This is a genomic window from Nocardioides sp. ChNu-99, assembly GCF_029493445.1.
Lineage (GTDB): Bacteria > Actinomycetota > Actinomycetes > Propionibacteriales > Nocardioidaceae > Nocardioides.
This window is the reverse complement of the sequence record NZ_JAHWBL010000024.1, coordinates 35,827-52,659: the sequence shown is the minus strand read 5'-3', so window position 1 is coordinate 52,659 and position 16,833 is coordinate 35,827. Positions and strand designations below refer to the sequence as shown.

At 68.4% G+C, this 16,833-nt stretch carries 14 protein-coding genes; 5 read left to right on the top strand and 9 right to left on the bottom strand.

What is annotated here, in order from left to right; genetic code table 11:
• Positions 1–296: 296 nt before the first annotated feature.
• From KK617_RS10110 to KK617_RS10100, 3 genes are all read right to left on the bottom strand, one after another.
• The gene (locus tag KK617_RS10110; RefSeq protein WP_277499867.1) at positions 297–1,055 is read right to left on the bottom strand and encodes a GAF and ANTAR domain-containing protein; all 759 of its coding nucleotides are present in this window, start codon (positions 1,053–1,055) and stop codon (positions 297–299) included.
• Between the two features lie 150 nt (positions 1,056–1,205).
• Positions 1,206–1,625, bottom strand: coding sequence for an ATP-binding protein (locus KK617_RS10105; RefSeq protein ID WP_277499866.1), 420 nt, complete (start codon positions 1,623–1,625; stop codon positions 1,206–1,208).
• Positions 1,626–1,682: 57 nt separating this feature from the next.
• Positions 1,683–1,988, bottom strand: coding sequence for an STAS domain-containing protein (locus tag KK617_RS10100; RefSeq protein WP_277499865.1), 306 nt, complete (start codon positions 1,986–1,988; stop codon positions 1,683–1,685).
• Between KK617_RS10100 and KK617_RS18680 the strand changes: the two genes are divergently transcribed.
• Both KK617_RS18680 and KK617_RS10090 read left to right on the top strand, forming a co-directional pair.
• Positions 1,927–2,499: a recombinase family protein gene (locus KK617_RS18680; protein WP_346812965.1), complete on the top strand. Its 573-nt coding sequence runs from the start codon at positions 1,927–1,929 to the stop codon at positions 2,497–2,499. The genes KK617_RS10100 and KK617_RS18680 overlap by 62 nt on opposite strands.
• A 25-nt stretch (positions 2,500–2,524) precedes the next feature.
• A complete protein-coding gene (locus KK617_RS10090; protein WP_277499864.1) occupies positions 2,525–2,761 on the top strand; it encodes a hypothetical protein in 237 nt (78 codons plus the stop codon).
• Between the two features lie 16 nt (positions 2,762–2,777).
• Here the strand turns inward: KK617_RS10090 and KK617_RS10085 are convergent, their stop codons facing one another.
• From KK617_RS10085 to KK617_RS10075, 3 genes are read right to left on the bottom strand one after another with little or no spacing between them, the layout of a single operon-like run.
• Positions 2,778–3,272, bottom strand: a complete 495-nt coding sequence (locus KK617_RS10085) for a hypothetical protein (RefSeq protein ID WP_277499863.1) — start codon at positions 3,270–3,272, stop codon at positions 2,778–2,780.
• Positions 3,273–3,298: 26 nt separating this feature from the next.
• Positions 3,299–3,790, bottom strand: a complete 492-nt coding sequence (locus tag KK617_RS10080) for a hypothetical protein (protein ID WP_277499862.1) — start codon at positions 3,788–3,790, stop codon at positions 3,299–3,301.
• Complete coding sequence (locus KK617_RS10075; RefSeq protein WP_277499861.1) at positions 3,787–4,215, bottom strand: hypothetical protein; 429 nt, start codon at positions 4,213–4,215, stop codon at positions 3,787–3,789. The genes KK617_RS10080 and KK617_RS10075 overlap by 4 nt, the downstream gene beginning before the upstream one ends.
• A 171-nt stretch (positions 4,216–4,386) precedes the next feature.
• On the opposite strand from KK617_RS10075, the gene mobF reads away from it, so the two are divergent.
• Positions 4,387–9,099: a MobF family relaxase gene (gene mobF / locus KK617_RS10070; protein WP_277499869.1), complete on the top strand. Its 4,713-nt coding sequence runs from the start codon at positions 4,387–4,389 to the stop codon at positions 9,097–9,099.
• A 1,578-nt stretch (positions 9,100–10,677) separates the two neighbouring features.
• On the opposite strand, the gene KK617_RS10065 is transcribed toward mobF, so the two are convergent.
• Both KK617_RS10065 and KK617_RS10060 read right to left on the bottom strand, forming a co-directional pair.
• Positions 10,678–11,838 carry an ATP-binding protein gene (locus tag KK617_RS10065; RefSeq protein ID WP_277499860.1) on the bottom strand — a complete coding sequence of 387 codons (1,161 nt, stop codon included), beginning with the start codon at positions 11,836–11,838 and terminating at the stop codon, positions 10,678–10,680.
• A 141-nt stretch (positions 11,839–11,979) separates the two neighbouring features.
• On the bottom strand, positions 11,980–12,477 hold the full coding sequence (locus KK617_RS10060; protein ID WP_277499859.1) for a toll/interleukin-1 receptor domain-containing protein: 498 nt from the start codon (positions 12,475–12,477) through the stop codon (positions 11,980–11,982).
• A gap of 424 nt (positions 12,478–12,901) precedes the next feature.
• Between KK617_RS10060 and KK617_RS10055 the strand changes: the two genes are divergently transcribed.
• Together KK617_RS10055 and KK617_RS10050 are read left to right on the top strand one after the other, a co-directional pair.
• Positions 12,902–13,459 (top strand): hypothetical protein, encoded by a 558-nt coding sequence (locus KK617_RS10055; protein WP_277499858.1) that lies wholly within the window; start codon positions 12,902–12,904, stop codon positions 13,457–13,459.
• Positions 13,460–14,424: 965 nt separating this feature from the next.
• Complete coding sequence (locus KK617_RS10050; RefSeq protein ID WP_277499857.1) at positions 14,425–15,861, top strand: hypothetical protein; 1,437 nt, start codon at positions 14,425–14,427, stop codon at positions 15,859–15,861.
• 186 nt (positions 15,862–16,047) lie between these two features.
• On the opposite strand, the gene KK617_RS10045 is transcribed toward KK617_RS10050, so the two are convergent.
• The gene (locus KK617_RS10045) at positions 16,048–16,827 is read right to left on the bottom strand and encodes a DUF5677 domain-containing protein (protein ID WP_277499856.1); all 780 of its coding nucleotides are present in this window, start codon (positions 16,825–16,827) and stop codon (positions 16,048–16,050) included.
• Between the last annotated feature and the right edge of the window lie 6 nt (positions 16,828–16,833).

Below are 16,833 nucleotides of genomic sequence, written 5' to 3'. Positions count from 1 at the left end.
CCCCCAACCGGTGGCGGTCGAGGTGCAGCGCTTTCACCCCTCGCGCGCCAACCGTCACGAACTCGAAGAGGAACTCACCTAGCCCGACCATGCTCACGCGAGCTGCAGGCTCCACAAACGGTCGTTTGTGAGCCTGCGGATGTGTCGACTGTGAACCTGGGGGTGTGTCGACGGGGCGGCCCCGCCGCCTGTGGTCTAGATGGCGGGGCCTAACGACCATCGATGTCCGGACACCGGGGCCACCTGTGGTGCTGGTACCCCTCTGCACACCTGGTGCTCAGCCTCGAGGTCGTACATCAGTGGGTCGGTCCGCCGGGCGGTGGTGGCAGGGGCTTGTCGGCGAGGACGTGCTCGGCGACCTCGCGCAGCTTGAGCTGGTGGGTGGAGGAGAGCCGGCGCAGGTACTCAAAGCTGCTGTGGGGGTCGAGTCCCAGGCGTTCGATGAGTCGCCCCTGGGCCATGCCGATGAGGTGGCGGCTGCTGAGGGCTGTGCGGAGCTCGCTAGTGAGTCGGGCACTGTTGAGGGCGGTGGAGGCGTGCATGGCGTAGATGCAAGCGGTGTCGATCAGCTCGCGGTCGGCGAAGTGCCCGGCCTGGTCGCTGAAGATGTTGATGGCGCCCGAGAGGTGGTCGCCGTGGGTCAGCTGTAGCGCGAGGATCGAGCGCACTCCGGCGCGCTGAGCGACCTGTGGTCCCCAGGTCGGCCACCGGGGATCGACGCCCACGTCGCCGCTGCGCACCCAGCCGGCCTCGTTGGTCGCTTCGAGGCAAGGGCCTTCGCGAAGCGCGTACTGCAGGGCGTCGGCCTGGCGGGCCGTTTCGTCGGTGAAGGCAAGGCTCTTGTAGCCGCCGCTGACCCGCAGGGTGAGGCTGACGTGCTCGGCGCCGGGGATCAAGCTCAATGCGCGCGCCACGATCGCTTCAGCTGTCGTGTCGGCCGTAGCGCCGACTGCCGTCGCACCCCGATCACGGTTACGGCCACCGACCGCCTCGGCGGTGTGGAGCTCTTGCGCGACCTTCGCGAACGTAGCCGGATCGGAAATCAGTTCGCTCACTGGTGCTTCTCCTGTCTCGACCACCGCGCAGCGTCGAGCAAGTCGACGAGCAGAAATGTAGCGGGCCAGACATGCGTTGGCGCGAAGTTGGACCGCCGCGGCCGTGGACAGCTGGTTCGGGCTACTGGCCCCCTTCCCCGCCTGCGCGGATCAGCCGACGCTAAGCACCGCCGAGACAGCAGTCGTGCCCGACGTGGGGTCCTGCTCGACGGCCCATCGCTCGCTGATGACATCGACCATCATCAGACCCCGTCCGCGGGCGGAGTCCAGGTCAAAGATGTCTCGCGCCTCGTGGGAGAACCCGGGGCCGCTGGTGGAGTCGACGACGCAGACCTCGACACGGGCGCCGTGCAGGCGCCAGCTGAACTGGATCGCCCCGAGTGCGCTGGGCTCGCCGTGGTCTACGGCGTTCTCCACCAGCTCGCCAGCCACGATCAGCACGTCAGCCAGCGCGTGGTCCGGCAGGGCTGCACCGTCGGGACCTAGTGCTGCGCGCAGGAGCCCACGCGCCTGGGGCCCCGCATCGCGGCCGTGGGGAAGGTCGACGCTGTGCCAGGACTGGTCACCCACGGGCGCCTCCCGCGCCGATCCGACGCGCTCGTGACGCGCCGGCCGCGCGGCACTGGGTCACAAGATGACCTCGTGGGGGATGCCGCACACCTCGAGTACACGCTTGGGCACGGTCGCTGCTCGAGCAGTGAACGTCACCGTGACCCCGTTCCGGACGGCGAGCATGCGCGCGCGGAGCAGAGTGCCGACGATCGAGCTGGGCAAGAACGTGACCGCGGTCAGGTCCAGCAGCAGGTCGTGACGATGGCCGTCGCTGTACCGGCTGATGAGGTCCGTGAGCTCACTGTCGTGGTGAGCTTCGATGTCCCCGACCAGCGCTAGCCGACCCAGCTCAGCGTCGAGGGCGATGGAGTCCGATTCCACTGCATCAGCCTATGCATCCTGCGCGCCCGGCCTGTCCCTGGACGGGTTGGCGGCCGAGGTGGAGGTCCAACTCGCACGGCGAAGATGCGCGGCAGAAGCACAGAACCGCGGCAGGGTCTCGGGTCCCCACCGCGGTTCAGATCCCATTATGCAGCCCCACGCACGACCCGACACCACCACTCCCGGTGGCCGGCTGGTGTTTCACGTGTTCGGCGCGCTGAGCGAGTTCGAGCGCGAGCTGATTGTGGAGCGCACGCGCGCCGGCCTGACGGCCGCCCGGGCGCGTGGTCGACGTGGCGGCCGGCCCCGGGTGATGACCCCGGAGCGGGTCACGACCGCTCGCCGGCTGCGCGACGAGGACCGTCTGACCCTGGACCAGGTCGCGGCCACCATCGGGGTCTCGCGGGCCAGCGTTGTGCGCGCGCTCAGCGCCAACTCGACGCCCCGGCCGGCGACGGCGACGGACACCACCGCGGCCGAGACCGCCGACCCAACCACGGACGCCAACTAGGACGACGAGAAGAAGAGTGGGAGTCATGGGGGAGACGTTGGACATTGAGGAGCGGTGGCCCGAGTTCTTCGAGCCCTTGACCGCTAGTCAGCGCAATGGGGTGCGCCAGGCGTTTGCCGCGTCGTGGCATGAGGGCCGCGTGATCGAGCGCGAGGACGTTGAGCTGCTGACCGCCTACGCGGGGGGCGCGATCGACTACGAGGAGTACCTACGCCGCGGTACCGCTCGCGCTGAGCAGTTGGGCGAGGGTCCACACCCGTAGGAGTGATTCCACGGAATCAGAAGAGCGCTCCCTGATCTTGATCGGGGTCTCCGGCCTGTAGGACCTCAGCGAGTGACCCTCCGCCGAGGATCACGGCCCGCGCCGCTCGTGCGCGCCCGGTTGCCCCTCGCACGTCACGCAGCGGACCTCCGGTGCGGTGGCGGCGGACGGACCATTCCCACGCGTTGCTGAACTCCGTCCCGGGTCGCAGGTGCTCGACGTTCTGGCACAGGGGGTTGTCGCACGAGTGGGTCAGCAGGGCTGCCTGGTCGAGGGCCTCGGGGCCGTAGGCGAACGCGTAGGCCACGCGGTGCGCGATGGCCACGACGTCGCGACGCCTCGCTGATGAGCCGAGCCAGAACCGGCCGTGCCCCCCGTCCGCGATCGCGCCGACCCACCACGCGCACGAGCTGCCGGGCACCAGGACGACCTTGCTCCAGAACCGCTGCCGCACCCCGGGCTGACCTAACACCGCTCGCAGGAACGTGTCCTCGGCGTCGACGTCACTCACTGTCTGACGGCGGGTCGGAGTGAAGGCTACCGCTGGACCGGGCCGCGGCTGCGGTGTCGGTGGTCGGCGCCAGCGAACTGACGTTCGGCGGCGCTGGTGTCCATCTGTGCGACCGCTGCGGAGGACAGTCGTTCGGCGACACGGTCGAGCCGGGTGGCGGTGTTGCGCATCCCCCTGGCGGTTGTGCGCACGGCAGAGACGAGCGCTGACCGGGCAGCGGCCCGCTGCCCGGGGTCGGAAGGGTCGGTGACGTGCTGGCGGTACACCGCGTCCGCCAGGTCGTCGGGCAACGCATCGAGGGCGCCGCCGTCCCTGTCCCCGTCCGGGCCCCCGTCCGGGCCCCCGTCCGGGCCCCCGTCCGGGCCCTCGTCGACAGCCACGTCTCGCGTGGCGGGTGCTGCGGACACGACTTCGACGATCTCGCCCTCGTCGTCGACGGGAGTCCTCACGGTGGGACGCAGCTGGGGCTCGCCCACGGGGAACGGAGTGCGCGCGGCCTCGTGCTCGTCGGGGCTCATGCCGGCACGCTCTCGGGGGCGTCCGGCGCTCCATGGTGCTCGGTGCTGTCTCCGTCGCCCTGTTGCGCCGTGGCCTCCGAGTCGTCCTTGCCCCCGCCGCCGCCAGCGCTGTTGTCGCTCTGACCGGACGCCGACGCGGGCGCTGCGTCCACCTCGCTCGCCACCGCCCGCTTGAGTCGGTTGACCTCGCGGACCTCGACGTCGAGCAGAGCCGCGACGTCGGCGGGCGACTCCCCGAGCTCGTCGATGAGGCGGGACACGGCCTCGCTCATCAGGCGCGTGCCTTCGTCGACCTTCTCTTCACCCGCGAAGTAGTTGGTGAGTTCCTGATGTACCTGGCGCTCGCGGGCCGCGCGCTCGGCCTCGCGGCGGCGGACCGCTTCGCGTGCGCGCTCACGGGCGGTGACCTGTGCTGACCGAGCCATAGCCGTTCTCCCCATCTCCCGAGTGATGTCGAGTTCTCACGCTACAACTCGACCGCCCCACGCCATAGCCCCACGCCGCCTCAAACACTTCGCAGCAAGCACCACATTCTGAAACCTTAAAGTCCTACACACCTCTTGCACTCTGCGAGACGCGGTACCGTCGTGCTCGTGATGTCGCTGCACAAGCTGTCTGCGGGGGACGGGTATCAGTACCTGGTCCGTCAGACCGCTGCGGCCGACCAGGACCTCACCGGGCGGCAGTCACTCAGCGACTACTACACCGAGAAGGGCGAACGGCCGGGCCACTGGTTCGGCCGTGGACTGTCGCACCTGGAGGGCGTGAACGCCGGCGCGACGGTCGACGGAGACCAGATGCGCTCCCTGTTCGGGGAGGGACGCCATCCCAACGCCGAGGCGCTGGAGCGTGCCGTGGTGCAGGCCGCGGTGGCGGCTGGACGGGAGCCGTCGGCAGCCGCCCGCCAGGCGAGCGCAGCGTCTGCGCTCGGCAGGAAGTTCGCTGCCCCGAGCCGTGAAGGTGCGCTCGCGATCGCCTGCTCGCGCGCCTACGAGGCCTACAACGTCGAGGCGGGGCAGCCGCGCAACGCCGCGGTCCCGGACGACGTCCGGACCGAGATCCGAACGACTGTTGCGCGGCAGCTGTTCGAGGAGAAGTACGGGCGCCCGCCCGCACCTGGTGGCCGCGAGCTGTCCGGCTTCATGGCCCGCGAGTCCCGCCCAGCCGAGCAGGCCTGCGCGGGCTACGACCTCACCTTCTCGCCGGTCAAGAGCGTCTCAACGCTGTGGGCCATCGCCGACAGGGGCACTGCTGCGGCGATCGAGGAGGCCCACCAGGCGGCCGTCAAGGACACGATCGAATGGCTGGAGAAAGAGGTCATCTACACCCGACGAGGGGCCGGTGGAGTCCGGACGGTCGACGTCGACGGCGTGATCGCCGCCGCGTTCCTGCACCGCGACGCAAGGTCCGGGGACCCCGACCTCCACACCCACGTGGCCATCGCCAACAAGGTCCGCGACCCCAGCGACGGAGCGTGGCTGGCCATCGACGGACAGGTCCTCTACAAGCACACCGTGGCCGCGTCCGAGCGCTACAACGCGCGACTGGAGGCCGAGCTGAGCACCCGTCTCGGCGTGCGGTGGGCCGAGGCCACCGAGGCGCGACGCGACGCCAAGCGGGCCGTGCGCGAGATCGTCGGGGTGCCCCGCGACCTGATGCAACGGTGGTCGCAACGACGCACCGCGATCGACGCGCAGCTCGCCGTGCTGACTGCGGACTTCCGCGCCGAGCACGGCCGCATCCCGAGCACGAAGGAGATGCTGGCCCTCGCCCAGGAAGCGAACCTGGCGACCCGTGAGGCCAAGCACGAGCACCGCTCCGAGGCCGAGCAGCGCGAGCAGTGGCGACGCGAGGCCGTCGACATGCTCGGTGCCGAGGAAGCCGTCGATGGCCTCGTAAGCAGCCTCGTGGAGCAGGGCCGGGGGCAGCGGGCCGCGCAACGCGACGTCGTCGACGACCAGCAGCTGCGGACGCTCGCGGCGTCGGTGTTGGCCCGGGTCATCGAGGATCGAGCGACGTTCCAGCGGCCGCACGTGACCGCCGAAGCGTTGCGACAGGTGCGGGCTCTGCAGGTGGCGCCGGCAGCGCTCGATCGCACCGTGCGCGCCGTCGTCGACCTCGCGCTGTCCGGTCAGCAGCTCGCCGGGACCGATGACTCCGGGACTCTCGGTGGCGTCGAGGCGGCCGTCGCGTTGGGAGTCGGCGCAGGAGGCTCGGAGAGCGGCGCGCCCGTGCCCGAGGCATTCGCTCGAGCCGACGGGACCTCGCAGTACTCGACCCCGGGCGCCGCGCTGTTCACGACCACCAGCGTGCTCGCCGCCGAGCAGACCGTGGTCGCTGCCGCGACCGAAGAGACAGATCTGCGGGTCCCGCGAACCGCGGTCGCGGTGGCCCTCATGGAAGAGGTCGCCAACGGCGGTGTCGACCTCAACGCGGGCCAACGGGCACTCGTCGACGACTTCGTCACCGGCGGAGCGCGCGTGCGTCTCGCGGTCGCTCCGGCCGGCACCGGCAAGACGACCGCCATGCGCGCCGCCGCCTCCGCGTGGCGTCACAACGGGGGCGGCGTCCTCGCGCTGGCGCCCTCCGCTGCCGCCGCAACGGTGCTCGGTGACTCCATCGGAGCCCGAGCCGACACCCTCGCCAAGCTGCGTTACGAGATCCTCAACGGCGCCTCGCCCGACGGGCCGCTGGCCCAGGTCCAGCCCGGCACGATGATCGTCGTCGACGAGGCCGGCATGGCCTGCGCCCGCGACCTCGCAGTCGTCGTGGAGGCCGCTCAACGCCGCGGCGCGGTGGTCCGACTGATCGGTGACGACCAGCAGCTCGCCGCCATCGGCGCAGGCGGAGTCCTACGCGACATCGAAGCCGCCGCGGGCGCGAACCGCACGCTCGTCGACGTCGTACGGTTCAAGACCGCGGGCGAGGCCGAGGCGTCCCTAGCGATGCGCGAGGGACACGCCGAAGAGGCGCTGGGGTGGCTCCTGGACAACGACCGCGTGCGCACCACCAGCACCACCACCGCCACCGACGACGTGTTCACCGCGTGGCGCCACGACGTCGACCAGGGCCTCGACGCGCTCATGATCGCGGCCACCAACGACGACGTGACCGCCCTCAACCGCCTCGCCCGGCTCCACCGCCTCACCGGCCCCGACAACGCACCCCACCAGGCGCACACCAGCCCTGCAGGGCCGCCTGCTGTCGCCCTCGCGGCTGGCCTCGAGGCCAGTGCCGGCGACACCATCGTCACGCGTCGCAACGAGCGCACCTTGACCGTCACCGCCACCGACTTCGTCAAGAACGGCGACCGATGGACGGTCCAGCGCGTCCTGTGCGACGGGGGCCTTCGGGCCCGCCACCACGGCACCGGACGCACCATCACGCTGCCCGCCGACTACGTCGCCCGCGACGTCGACCTCGGCTACGCCACCACCGTGTACGGCGCCCAGGGCCAGACCGTCGACACCACCCACGCCCTCATCGACGGCCGCGAGGACCGTCAGGCCGCCTACGTCGCACTGACCCGCGGCCGGGCCTGCAACACCGCGCACGTCGTGGCCAGCGGCGACGGCAACGAGCACAACATGCTGCGCCCCGAGAACCTCCAGCAGCGCTCGGCCGCCGAGACCCTCTACGCGGTACTGCGTCGCGACGGCTCCGCCACCTCAGCAACCAGCACCCACCGCGACGAGACCTCCGCGCCGAAGCGGCTCGCCGCGGCGGTTGCGGTCCACCTCGACGCGACCGCGCGCGCCGCCGAGCTCCAGCTCGGCGCCGACGCGATGACCCGCCTGGCCCAGCACGCAGACCAGGCCTACGCAGAAGCCAGCGGTGTTAGCCCCGACAGCCCGGAGGGCCGGGAGAGCGCCGTCGGGGCGCTCAGCGAGTCCCGGTCGTGGCAGCACCTAAGCGCGTGGCTCGCGCTACGCGACCTCGAGGACGGCCCCGGCGCAGGCCTCGCGCGACTCCGGCCCGCTCTCATCGACCTGCCCGCCGAGCTCGACGGCCGCCCCGTCGCCGATCCCGCGGCGCTCGTCCTGACCCGCCTGCAGCGCAGCATCCCCGCCGGCGGTCCGCTGCCCTGGCTGCCGCCAGTTCCCGAGGCCCTTCGCGACCGGCTCGAGCACAACGACCCGGTTACCGCCGCCTGGCTCGCACGCCGCGTCGATGACGTGCGCGAGCAAGCGGCCGACGTCGCCGGCGAGGCCGCCACGTGGACCCACGAGAACGCGCCCGCCTGGGCACAGCCCTACCTCCCACACTCCACTGCGGTCGACGGCGCAACGACCAAGGGCGGCGACCCCGCACGCGCGCTCGTAGCCGATCTAGCGGTCTGGCGAGCCGCCCACGACGTCCCCGAGGAGGACCTGCGCCCCGCAGGCCCCCGACCCACGGACCGCGCGGAACGGACCCACTACACGCGGCTCCTCACCCGCGCCACGCGACTGCAACCGCGCGCCGGAGGCCGCTCGGCCGACGCCTGGGCACGCCGCTTCGCACGTCTCAACGACGCGGGCCTGTTGCCCGCCCTCGGCGCCGGCACCGCACCCGCGTCGACCGCTGCGCTCGACGCCCTCGTTTCCGACCCGTGGTGGCCCGTCCTCGCCGCCCGCCTCGAGGACCTCGCCGGCGACGTCGACACCTGGGCAGGTGCAGCGCTACGGGACGCGGCTGCGGCCGCGGCACTGTCCCTCCAATTGGAGAACGCGGCCAGCGTGACCCAACCGACGACCGCCGCCGACGATGCGGTCCCTGAGGAGGTTCTCCCCGTCGCCCAGGCGGTCGTCGACCAGGCCGCGGTCGTCGACCAGCTCCTCATCGGCGCCCTCGCTGGGAGCCCTCTCCCCGACGAGCACGCCGCCGCAGCCCTCTGGACCCGCCTCTACGCCGCCCTCAACGGCGCACGCCGCAGCGCCGCCATGGCGGACCGTTTGCTCGTCGAGCGTCTCGGCCCCGAACGCGCGGTCGAGGTCGCCGCCACGCACGCGTGGGCTGCCCTCCGCGACCTCGCCCGCACCGACGCCGACGCGCTCGTCGACGCACTCGACGACGCACTCGACGTCGTCGCCGCACGATCCACCGACATTGGACCAGATGCGTACGCCGCCGCCATCCTGGCGGAGACCTCACCCGCCGGGGTGCGGCCAGCCGACGCCGGTCGGCGTCATTCCGCCCTGCCGTCGTCGAACGGCGCGGCCGACGCTGGGGCCGTTCGCGCCATCGACGACGCTCGTCGTGACCCGCGAAAGCCGATCCCAGATGACGAACAGCGTCCGCGGCGGCCTCGCGGCGGGCCACGGATGTAGCCCGCCGCGACACCAGGGCCTTGAACCGCCGGGGGAGGGGCCGAGCCGGGCGGCGGCACCCGCACGAGGATCATGGTCGAGGTGTCGACGCCCTCACAGGCGATGCTTTCGAACTTCCACCCCTCGTCGAGCCCAGCCATGTCGACGGCCACGAACGCCTGGGCGACGGCGGCCCCCACCGGCTGAGCGGACGCGATAGCGGCGTAGGACCGTACCGCGAAGAGGGGCCCCGCCAGATTTGTGATCGACGCGCCGGTGGCGATCGCGACGGCGGTGGATTCCAGCAGGACGTCAGCGCCGTCGGGGTGTCGCGCCCGTTCAAGACGACCAACGTCGGAGGCGTCCCGTGGCGCCTAGCTGTACCCGGCCAGGACGTTGGTAGCGGCGAGCCTGGCTGAACGAACGAGAACCTCCGGATGGGATGTGGCTTGTCTCGCTCGAGCGTTCATTCGGCAGCGAACTGTCGGAATCCCAGGCGTTCTGTCCCGGTTCACATCTTGCAAGTACACGGGGTCTAGGTATCTTTACAAGGGAGACAATAGAGGTTACTCGAGTGAGCGAGAGTCGTCTCGAATCTTCCTGACGGCCCACGGGCAGTTTGACGGCCGCAACCCTGGCATGCGCGGCACCAGCCGCGGCGCTGGCAGCACTGTCGTACTACGGGGATCCAACGGCTCTCAAGTAGCTTCGCGCAGGGCTGGAACGAGCAATATCTATGCGCGGCAACTCAAGGGGACTTCACGCCAAATTGACCTTCGATTCCAGATGCAGGGCCGTGACCCGTTCTGCACTCGAGTTACAGACGGTTCGATTCAAGCGGCATTTACGCTGAACGTGTATCGCGATGGGTGGTTCGCGATTCGATCCGGAAGCCACTCTGGAATGCCCGATTGGGAGGTCTACATTGGACGCACGTCTCGCGGGGTCGCACGAAACTACTCGACCGTCTATCGAAAGAGAGCACAAGACATCGGGTGCCTTGTTGCGGGCTGTCACTCGGCTATGGGTGGCCGAGAGGGTCAGTACTGAAGGGGGTATCATCTGAGCCACGAGAGTCAGCCTTGAGGCTGTGTGCTCGTCAGGCAATAAACACAGATTGCCACTGCCAATTCACGAAGGGGAGCGCAGATGAGCGGGCGTAACGGGCCGTTCCGGGCGGTCGGAGTCTTACTGTTGCTCATCGCAACAAGTTTCACAGTGCTGGCGCTCTTTGTGGGACTGGACGCGCTGTACATCATATTGGCCCAGCTGTCTTTTGGCGCCTGGATCCTGTCGTTCGCGGCAGTACCCATTGCAATCTTCGTAGGTGCTCTATGGGTTTGGCGTCGATCGGATCTACGCAACAATTAGCACTGAGCTCGCAGGGGCTCGTTTGGCTGCCGCGACGACAGTGAAGAGGGGGCGCCGCCTAGGCGCCCCCTCTTCACCGCCAGCGTTCGAACTCGTGGGCAGCGCGACAAAGTCCGGCACCCATCCGACACGGTCAGCAATCGCTTGACATAAGGTAACTTATCGGCGGCCTTCGTGGCGCTCGGCCATCGCTGTTGCCCAGCAACGAGCTCGTCGGCCGCAACGGTCTCAAGGACCGGTGCGAGGCGACGTCTTGGTCTCGAGTGGATCCCGGCGGGCCTCGGGAACGAGACCGTGCCGTAAGAGCGCTCTGCCTGCGGCCAGTGCGGCGTGCAGGGCGGGCACGCTCGTTGCTCGGCCTTCGTCGCCTCGTCGCTCGACGACGAGTATGTGAGAGGCGTGGGTCTGTCCGTCTATGACGACGCCGTGGACGAGGAAGGGCTGAAGTTCTCGCGGCTGCGGTGGGATGTCGATGAGGACCAGGTCGCCGGCACCGGCCGGCCCCTCCGCCTGCACAACTTCTACGGTCATGCCCTCGGGGGGTGGATAGAGGTGGTTCTGCAGGGCTTGGATGTATTTACGCCGGATCCCTGGATCTGGAGGGTTGGGGGTGACTGCGTTGATGGTGTCGATGCCACCAGTTTTTCTGGTGGCGAGACCGATTACGACGAGACCGCCGTCGCTGTTGGCGAACTGGGCCGCGGCCCTAGCAATCTTGATCTTCCCTGGGATGTTTCTGAGGTCGTAGTGTTCGCGTTTGACCTCGAGCCACGGACCCTCCTCCGTGCCTAGGAGTGCGGTGACGAAGCCTCCTCGGATGAGATCAGCGCAGGTCTGTCGGGTGAGACCTCCTTCGCTTGCGTTCAGCAGCTCGGCAACGGCGAGCCCGGTCTGGGCCAGGTCCGATGCCAGCTGGCCGCGAAGGTGGAATCCGACGGTCAGCCGTGTGTGCCACAGGTTGCCGCGGTACTGGGCGAAGTCTTCGTCGTCAGCCTCGATCCACATGTTCCGCCGGGCTAGCAAAGGCGCAGCTTGAGCAGAGCAACGCCCTGTCGGGCGCTCTTCCTCGGGCGCTACGCCGTAGACGTCGACGGTCAGGACGAGGGCACCGGATGGCGCAAGCGTGAAGCTGACGCTCGACGGCGGCTCGTACTCGAAGTCGATGTCGACATCCGTCTCGGCATAGACCTGCAGGTCGACGTCCCCAACGTGCGCCTCAGCCCTCCGCAGGGCGTGCTTGATATGAACGCCGCTGACTGTTCGGAGGTCTTCGATGTGCACGCCGACTCCGGCGTCGTCCAGATAGCGACGTCGACCATCGAACTCCCAGACGGACCCGTCATTCAGCACTCGAATCGGGCCTGAGGTGAACGCAACTCGATCGCTCACGGGCCAACCTCGCTATGCGATTCGACGAAGTTCTCCCACTCACCCGTCAAGACGGACACCTGGCCCCTCTTGATCATTGGCCTGGGCGCGGCGCGCGCTGTCGGCTGCCCACCTCCGCACGGGGCGCTACCCGCCGCGAGCCTAGGCCGCAGGCAGAGCGGCGGCGGCGGCGGCAATCTTCGCTGCAACGTTGTCTAGCGAGGATTCCTTGGTGCTCAGTCCCGCATGTGACGCCAGCATGGGGCTGACATTGTTGAGGTCGCCGAAGCTCACTCCGTGTAGGACGGGAACAACGCGGCGAGTCGACAAGAGCACGGCGAGTTCCTTCTCGGCTACTCCCTCGCTCTCGATGCTCTTGAGTAGTGCGGGTGTGACCAGAACGATCCCGACGCGGGAGTTTCGCAGACCCTTGTCGATCTCGCGGATCATGAGGGAACCAAGGGGAAGGTCGTCCTCGCTGAACCACACCGTTGCGCCGTTCGCTTTTAGGTGGCCGTGGAGCTCTCTCGCACTCCCTTCGCGGTCGTCCCAGGCATGACACAAGAAGAGGTCGCGACGTTCCGGGTGCTCTTGAGCCTGCTCGCTGGCCTTCTTGGCGAACGGCTCGACGGTGCGCCATTCGGTCGGGGTGTACGACACCGACCGCCCCGCCCTGGTTCGTCGCGAGCCTCCGCCACCGCCTCCAAACGAGCTGCCAGACCGCGATCCACTGCTGCTGCCGTACGACGGTCCGCCGACGGACGGGTAGGACGAAGACGAGGAGCGGTAGTAGCCACCTCTACCCCCGCATGCAGGACAGTTCGCCCGCCCACTCGCCGTGCGGTGACCTTGAGACGGTGCTGTGCATTGCGCCATAGAATGATGATATGCGGGACTGCTGACACTGGTAATGGCTGAGCGCAGCCGTCTAGATCGGACGGCGGTGAAAACGTGAAGTTCTGCCTCGCACTTACCGCCGTTTCGTCCGCTCGTGATTGCCGAGCATCTCTGCGAGTCAAGGGACACAACCGGGCTTGATCTAATGTCGGCACCGTTGTCGGTTCGGCAACCTAGTGTCGCGCGCATGACATCGGAAGCCTGGATTGGCGCACTAACTTCGTTGATCGCGGCAGTGATCGGTGCGGCCGCTGCGGTCTCGGCGATCATCTGGCAGGCCCGCCATCAGACCAGTGAAGATCACCGGCGTGAGGAGGACGGCGCCATCGAAGAAGTGCTGGTGAGGTCAAGCTCCGTGGTGTTGCGATCGAACCAACTCGCCGTCATCAGCCCAGCTGTCGGATCGATCCACGGGCTGCTCGCCCGACTCGCCCGCGTCATGGTGCCAGTGGACTTCGCTGGCCTGCTGAATCCGATGTACGAAGAGACCATCGCGCTCGAACGGGCAGCCGCGAGGGTGCGGCTCTCAAGCGATCCCGCAACCATCGCGAGCGCAGAAGCCGTGGTGTCCGCCGCGATGGCTCTCGTGGAAGCTCACGCCGGGGTGAAAACAGGGAAAGTGCGCTGGTTCGTGGTACTCGCTTTTCTTGGTCGCAGGCAGTTCGACACCGACGTCACCGAGCGCGCCACCGCCGATCTCGCTCAGCGACGTCAAGAACTCGTGAATCACGTCCGGACGCGCTAACCACCGGCAAGGAGGAGTGGCGGTCCGCTCTCCACCGTCCGGCAAGCGACTGTCCCCGGCGTCTGAGACCGTGCATCGTGACCGGCTCCCCTGGCTCGCTCCACGGACGCTGTGGAGAACGAGTAGCCGGGCCCTTCGGCTGCAGCAGACTGACGAGAACTAGAACGGCCCCGGGCGAGGAGAAGAGCCCCCGGAGGCGTGGACCTGATTGGAGCAGGACCATGAACAATTCCGCGATCGGACCTGGCGAGAACGCCGGCGAACATGAGATCAGCAGCGCCGGGAACGGTGGCCCGGCCGGCGCGCCGGTCCAGCTCGACCCGGCCGAGGTGCGACGCCGTGACTACGCCGCCCACCTGCAGGCGGCGATCGCGGCTCTCGCTGCCGGCGCGCGGCTGCGACGGCCCACAGTGGAGCGCAGCGTCGGCGTTGACGGTCAGGTCGAGTGGCGGTCCCATCCGTCGGAGACGGCGCCGTGCGACTGGGCGGAGTTCGTGACGCTCGCCGTTGCTGGCGCAGCTGCGGATGCCGGTGGCGTCGAGGCCGCGTTGGCCGTCCACCCGAGGTCGGGCGAAGCCGACAACGTGCGCCGCATGGTGGCCCGCCATCCGCGACCTCACCCGCAACGACCCCCGCCCGCTCGCGGCCGCGATCGCCAGCACCGACACCCACGACTTCGCGTCGGCCGAGGCATACGCCGCCGCGCTCCTCGACGCGGTCGCGCCCGGCAACGAGCCCGCCGGACCTGACGGCCGCGCGATCCTCCGCGAGGCCCGCGCACGCCAGCGACTCCGCGACCGCTCGGCGATCCCCAATCCCGAGCCCGCACCCGATGCTCAGCTCGACCCGGCGGTCGAGAGGCGGCCCCGTCCGATCGACCCTGACGCTCCACGCACCGCCCCCCGACGGTCTCCGCGGATGTGAAGCAGCCGCCAGCCCGCCGCTCCGCGTCCTAGAGTGTGCACGTGAGCGAGCTGGAGCGCCGAGCGCCGACGACGCCGGATGGACAGGCATCCGCGGCGGACATCGTCGCTGATTTGCAGAGGTTCGAAGCGACCATCCTCGAGCAACTCGACGCCGTCGGACTACCCACGAACGAGGTCCTCGTCGAGCTCGACGAACGCCACACTCTTCTCTCAAACGTAGGCGGCGCACTGCGGCGACTTCCCGACGAGGACCGGGACCGCTCCACCTACGTCAGCAAGATGATCGTTGCAGGAGCCGTTGGGCTATTCGACGCTGCCCTCAACTATCTGTGGGACGAAACCGTAAACGAGCTGCGCCGTCGCGTCATCGGATACGACATCGCTTACTTCTACGACATTGCCGTCCAAGGCGATATGCGCAAGCACTTCAAGGATGCCGATGACCTGCGCCGGGTGCAGGATGCTGACCTGCTCCGTGCTTCACGCGAGATCGGACTGCTCTCAGACGTCGGTTTCACGCAGGTCGACCACGTCCGTTACATGCGCAACCACGCCAGCGCCGCTCACCCCAACCAGGTCAACCTGACTGGACTCCAACTGGCCTCGTGGCTGGAGACGTGCATCAGGGAAGTCATCACCCTTCCTCAGGACCCGATCACCGCCACCACGGGCCGTCTTCTCAGCAACATCAAGCGCGATCGACTCGACGCCGCGCAGGTCGCATCTACCTCTGCCTTCTTCGAAGACCTCCCCCCCGACCGGGCCGACACCCTGGCCGCCGGGCTTTTCGGCCTGTACATCGACCCGAAACGCGTCGCCGTAGTTGCTGACAACGTCCGCCTCCTGTGGCCCGAACTGTGGGACTTCGTCAGCGATGACGCCCGTTACGGCTTTGGCACGCGCTACGGCCGCTTCCAGGCGAACGCCGAAATGGACCAGGCGACTGCTGCCCGAGAGCTGCTAGACCTGGTCGACGGAGCGGCATATCTTCCCGACCCGATCCGCGTGGTGGAGATCGACGCCGCGATCGATGCTCTGGTGGCCGCTCACAACGGATGGGACAACTTCTACAACGAGGTAGCTCCCGCCAAACGGCTGGCACAACTCATCGGCACCCATGGAGACGTACCCCAGTCCATCGAGAAGAAGTACCTCGGCGCCGTCGTCGGCGCCTACCTCGGCAACGGCAGCGGTGTATCCACCGGAGCAATCCCTTCTTACACGCAAATGCTCGGAGCGCTCGACCCAACACAGGCAGGCCGAGCCCTCCGAGCATTCACAGACCCCGGCATCGCAAGCCTCCTAGGAACCCAGGTCGGACGCCGACAGTGGACCACCCTCCTTGGACTGCTCGAGCCCAAACTGACACGCGCAGCCGACCGCGCTCTATACGACGCGATCAAGGTCTTCGCGGGGACTCCCGACCAGTTGCGCCTCGACAGCAAGATTCAGCGCATGGCAGACATTCGACGCTGACGAGGACCTGCAACTAGTTGAGCCCGAACTAACCCAAAGGCTGCTGAACGCGGGGGCGGCCGTACAGGCCACGGATCGAATCCGTCAATCAGTTGCCCGGTCGGGCTCGCTGGCCCCCTCGGGAGTCCTCTTCTGAGGCCCCGGCCGGCGTGTCGAGGAGCACCTCAACGCCGCCTGTTGCTCGCACTAGGGCGTTGCGTTCACTCGAGCAAGAGCTTTACTCGTCAGGCGCATCTCAGCCGCCACCGCAACACGCGCGGCAACCTGCGCGATCGCGGCTCCGTGGGCGCTGTCGGCGTCGAGGTGGTTCAGCGCTGCGGCGGCCACAACGAGGGCCGAGACACCGAAGTACTGCAACGTGTGGCTCGTTTCGTCGTCGCCCCGTGGGGTTCTTCGCAACTTGAGCGGCGGCATCTCCTTCTCGGTATAGCGGTCGATCACGTAGTTGGTGGGGTGACTGAACCAGCACAAAGTCCGGTAGTAGGTGTAGGCCTCGGAACCTCCTGGTTCGAGGTCGTCGCACATCTGCTCAAAGTTGCGGGCCTGCGCGTTGGAGTAAGACGCGTGGCCCTCGTCGCTTGGATCGGGCACCCGAAGACCGGATGCCGCCCAGAACTGTGACCGCTTGAGGGTGGCGGCCATCGTGCGCCGTGAGCGGTAGTCCTCGTTCAGGATGGCCTCCGCGCCATCTGGCACCAGCGCGGTCCACTGTGCGGTGATGGCGCACTCATAGGAAGTGCGGATGAGTGGGGCGCTCTCCAGCCACAGTCCTTCGCGGATGAGCCGGTCAGCGACCTCGCCGGTGCGGTAGGCGTGTGCCGCCAGGCCACTCACGGTATGCAGGCGAGCATCGTGGTAGCGATCGAGGTGTCGGTCTGGGTTGATCTCCGCTCGCGTGTGCCACAACCGCACGAGCTCAGCTGCAGCCTCGGCAAGTTCCTCGCTCGTCGGCTCTGTCGCAGTCATGCAGTC

What these genes read in the sequence shown, in the direction of transcription:
- KK617_RS10075 (WP_277499861.1), bottom strand. Translation starts at nt 4,215, where the DNA reads ATGGCTCGGTCAGCACAGGTCACCGCCCGTGAGCGCGCACGCGAAGCG.
- KK617_RS10045 (WP_277499856.1), bottom strand. Translation starts at nt 16,827, where the DNA reads ATGACTGCGACAGAGCCGACGAGCGAGGAACTTGCCGAGGCTGCAGCT.
- mobF (WP_277499869.1), top strand. Translation starts at nt 4,387, where the DNA reads ATGTCGCTGCACAAGCTGTCTGCGGGGGACGGGTATCAGTACCTGGTC.
- KK617_RS18680 (WP_346812965.1), top strand. Translation starts at nt 1,927, where the DNA reads ATGTCCCCGACCAGCGCTAGCCGACCCAGCTCAGCGTCGAGGGCGATG.
- KK617_RS10080 (WP_277499862.1), bottom strand. Translation starts at nt 3,790, where the DNA reads ATGAGCCCCGACGAGCACGAGGCCGCGCGCACTCCGTTCCCCGTGGGC.
- KK617_RS10055 (WP_277499858.1), top strand. Translation starts at nt 12,902, where the DNA reads ATGACATCGGAAGCCTGGATTGGCGCACTAACTTCGTTGATCGCGGCA.
- KK617_RS10090 (WP_277499864.1), top strand. Translation starts at nt 2,525, where the DNA reads ATGGGGGAGACGTTGGACATTGAGGAGCGGTGGCCCGAGTTCTTCGAG.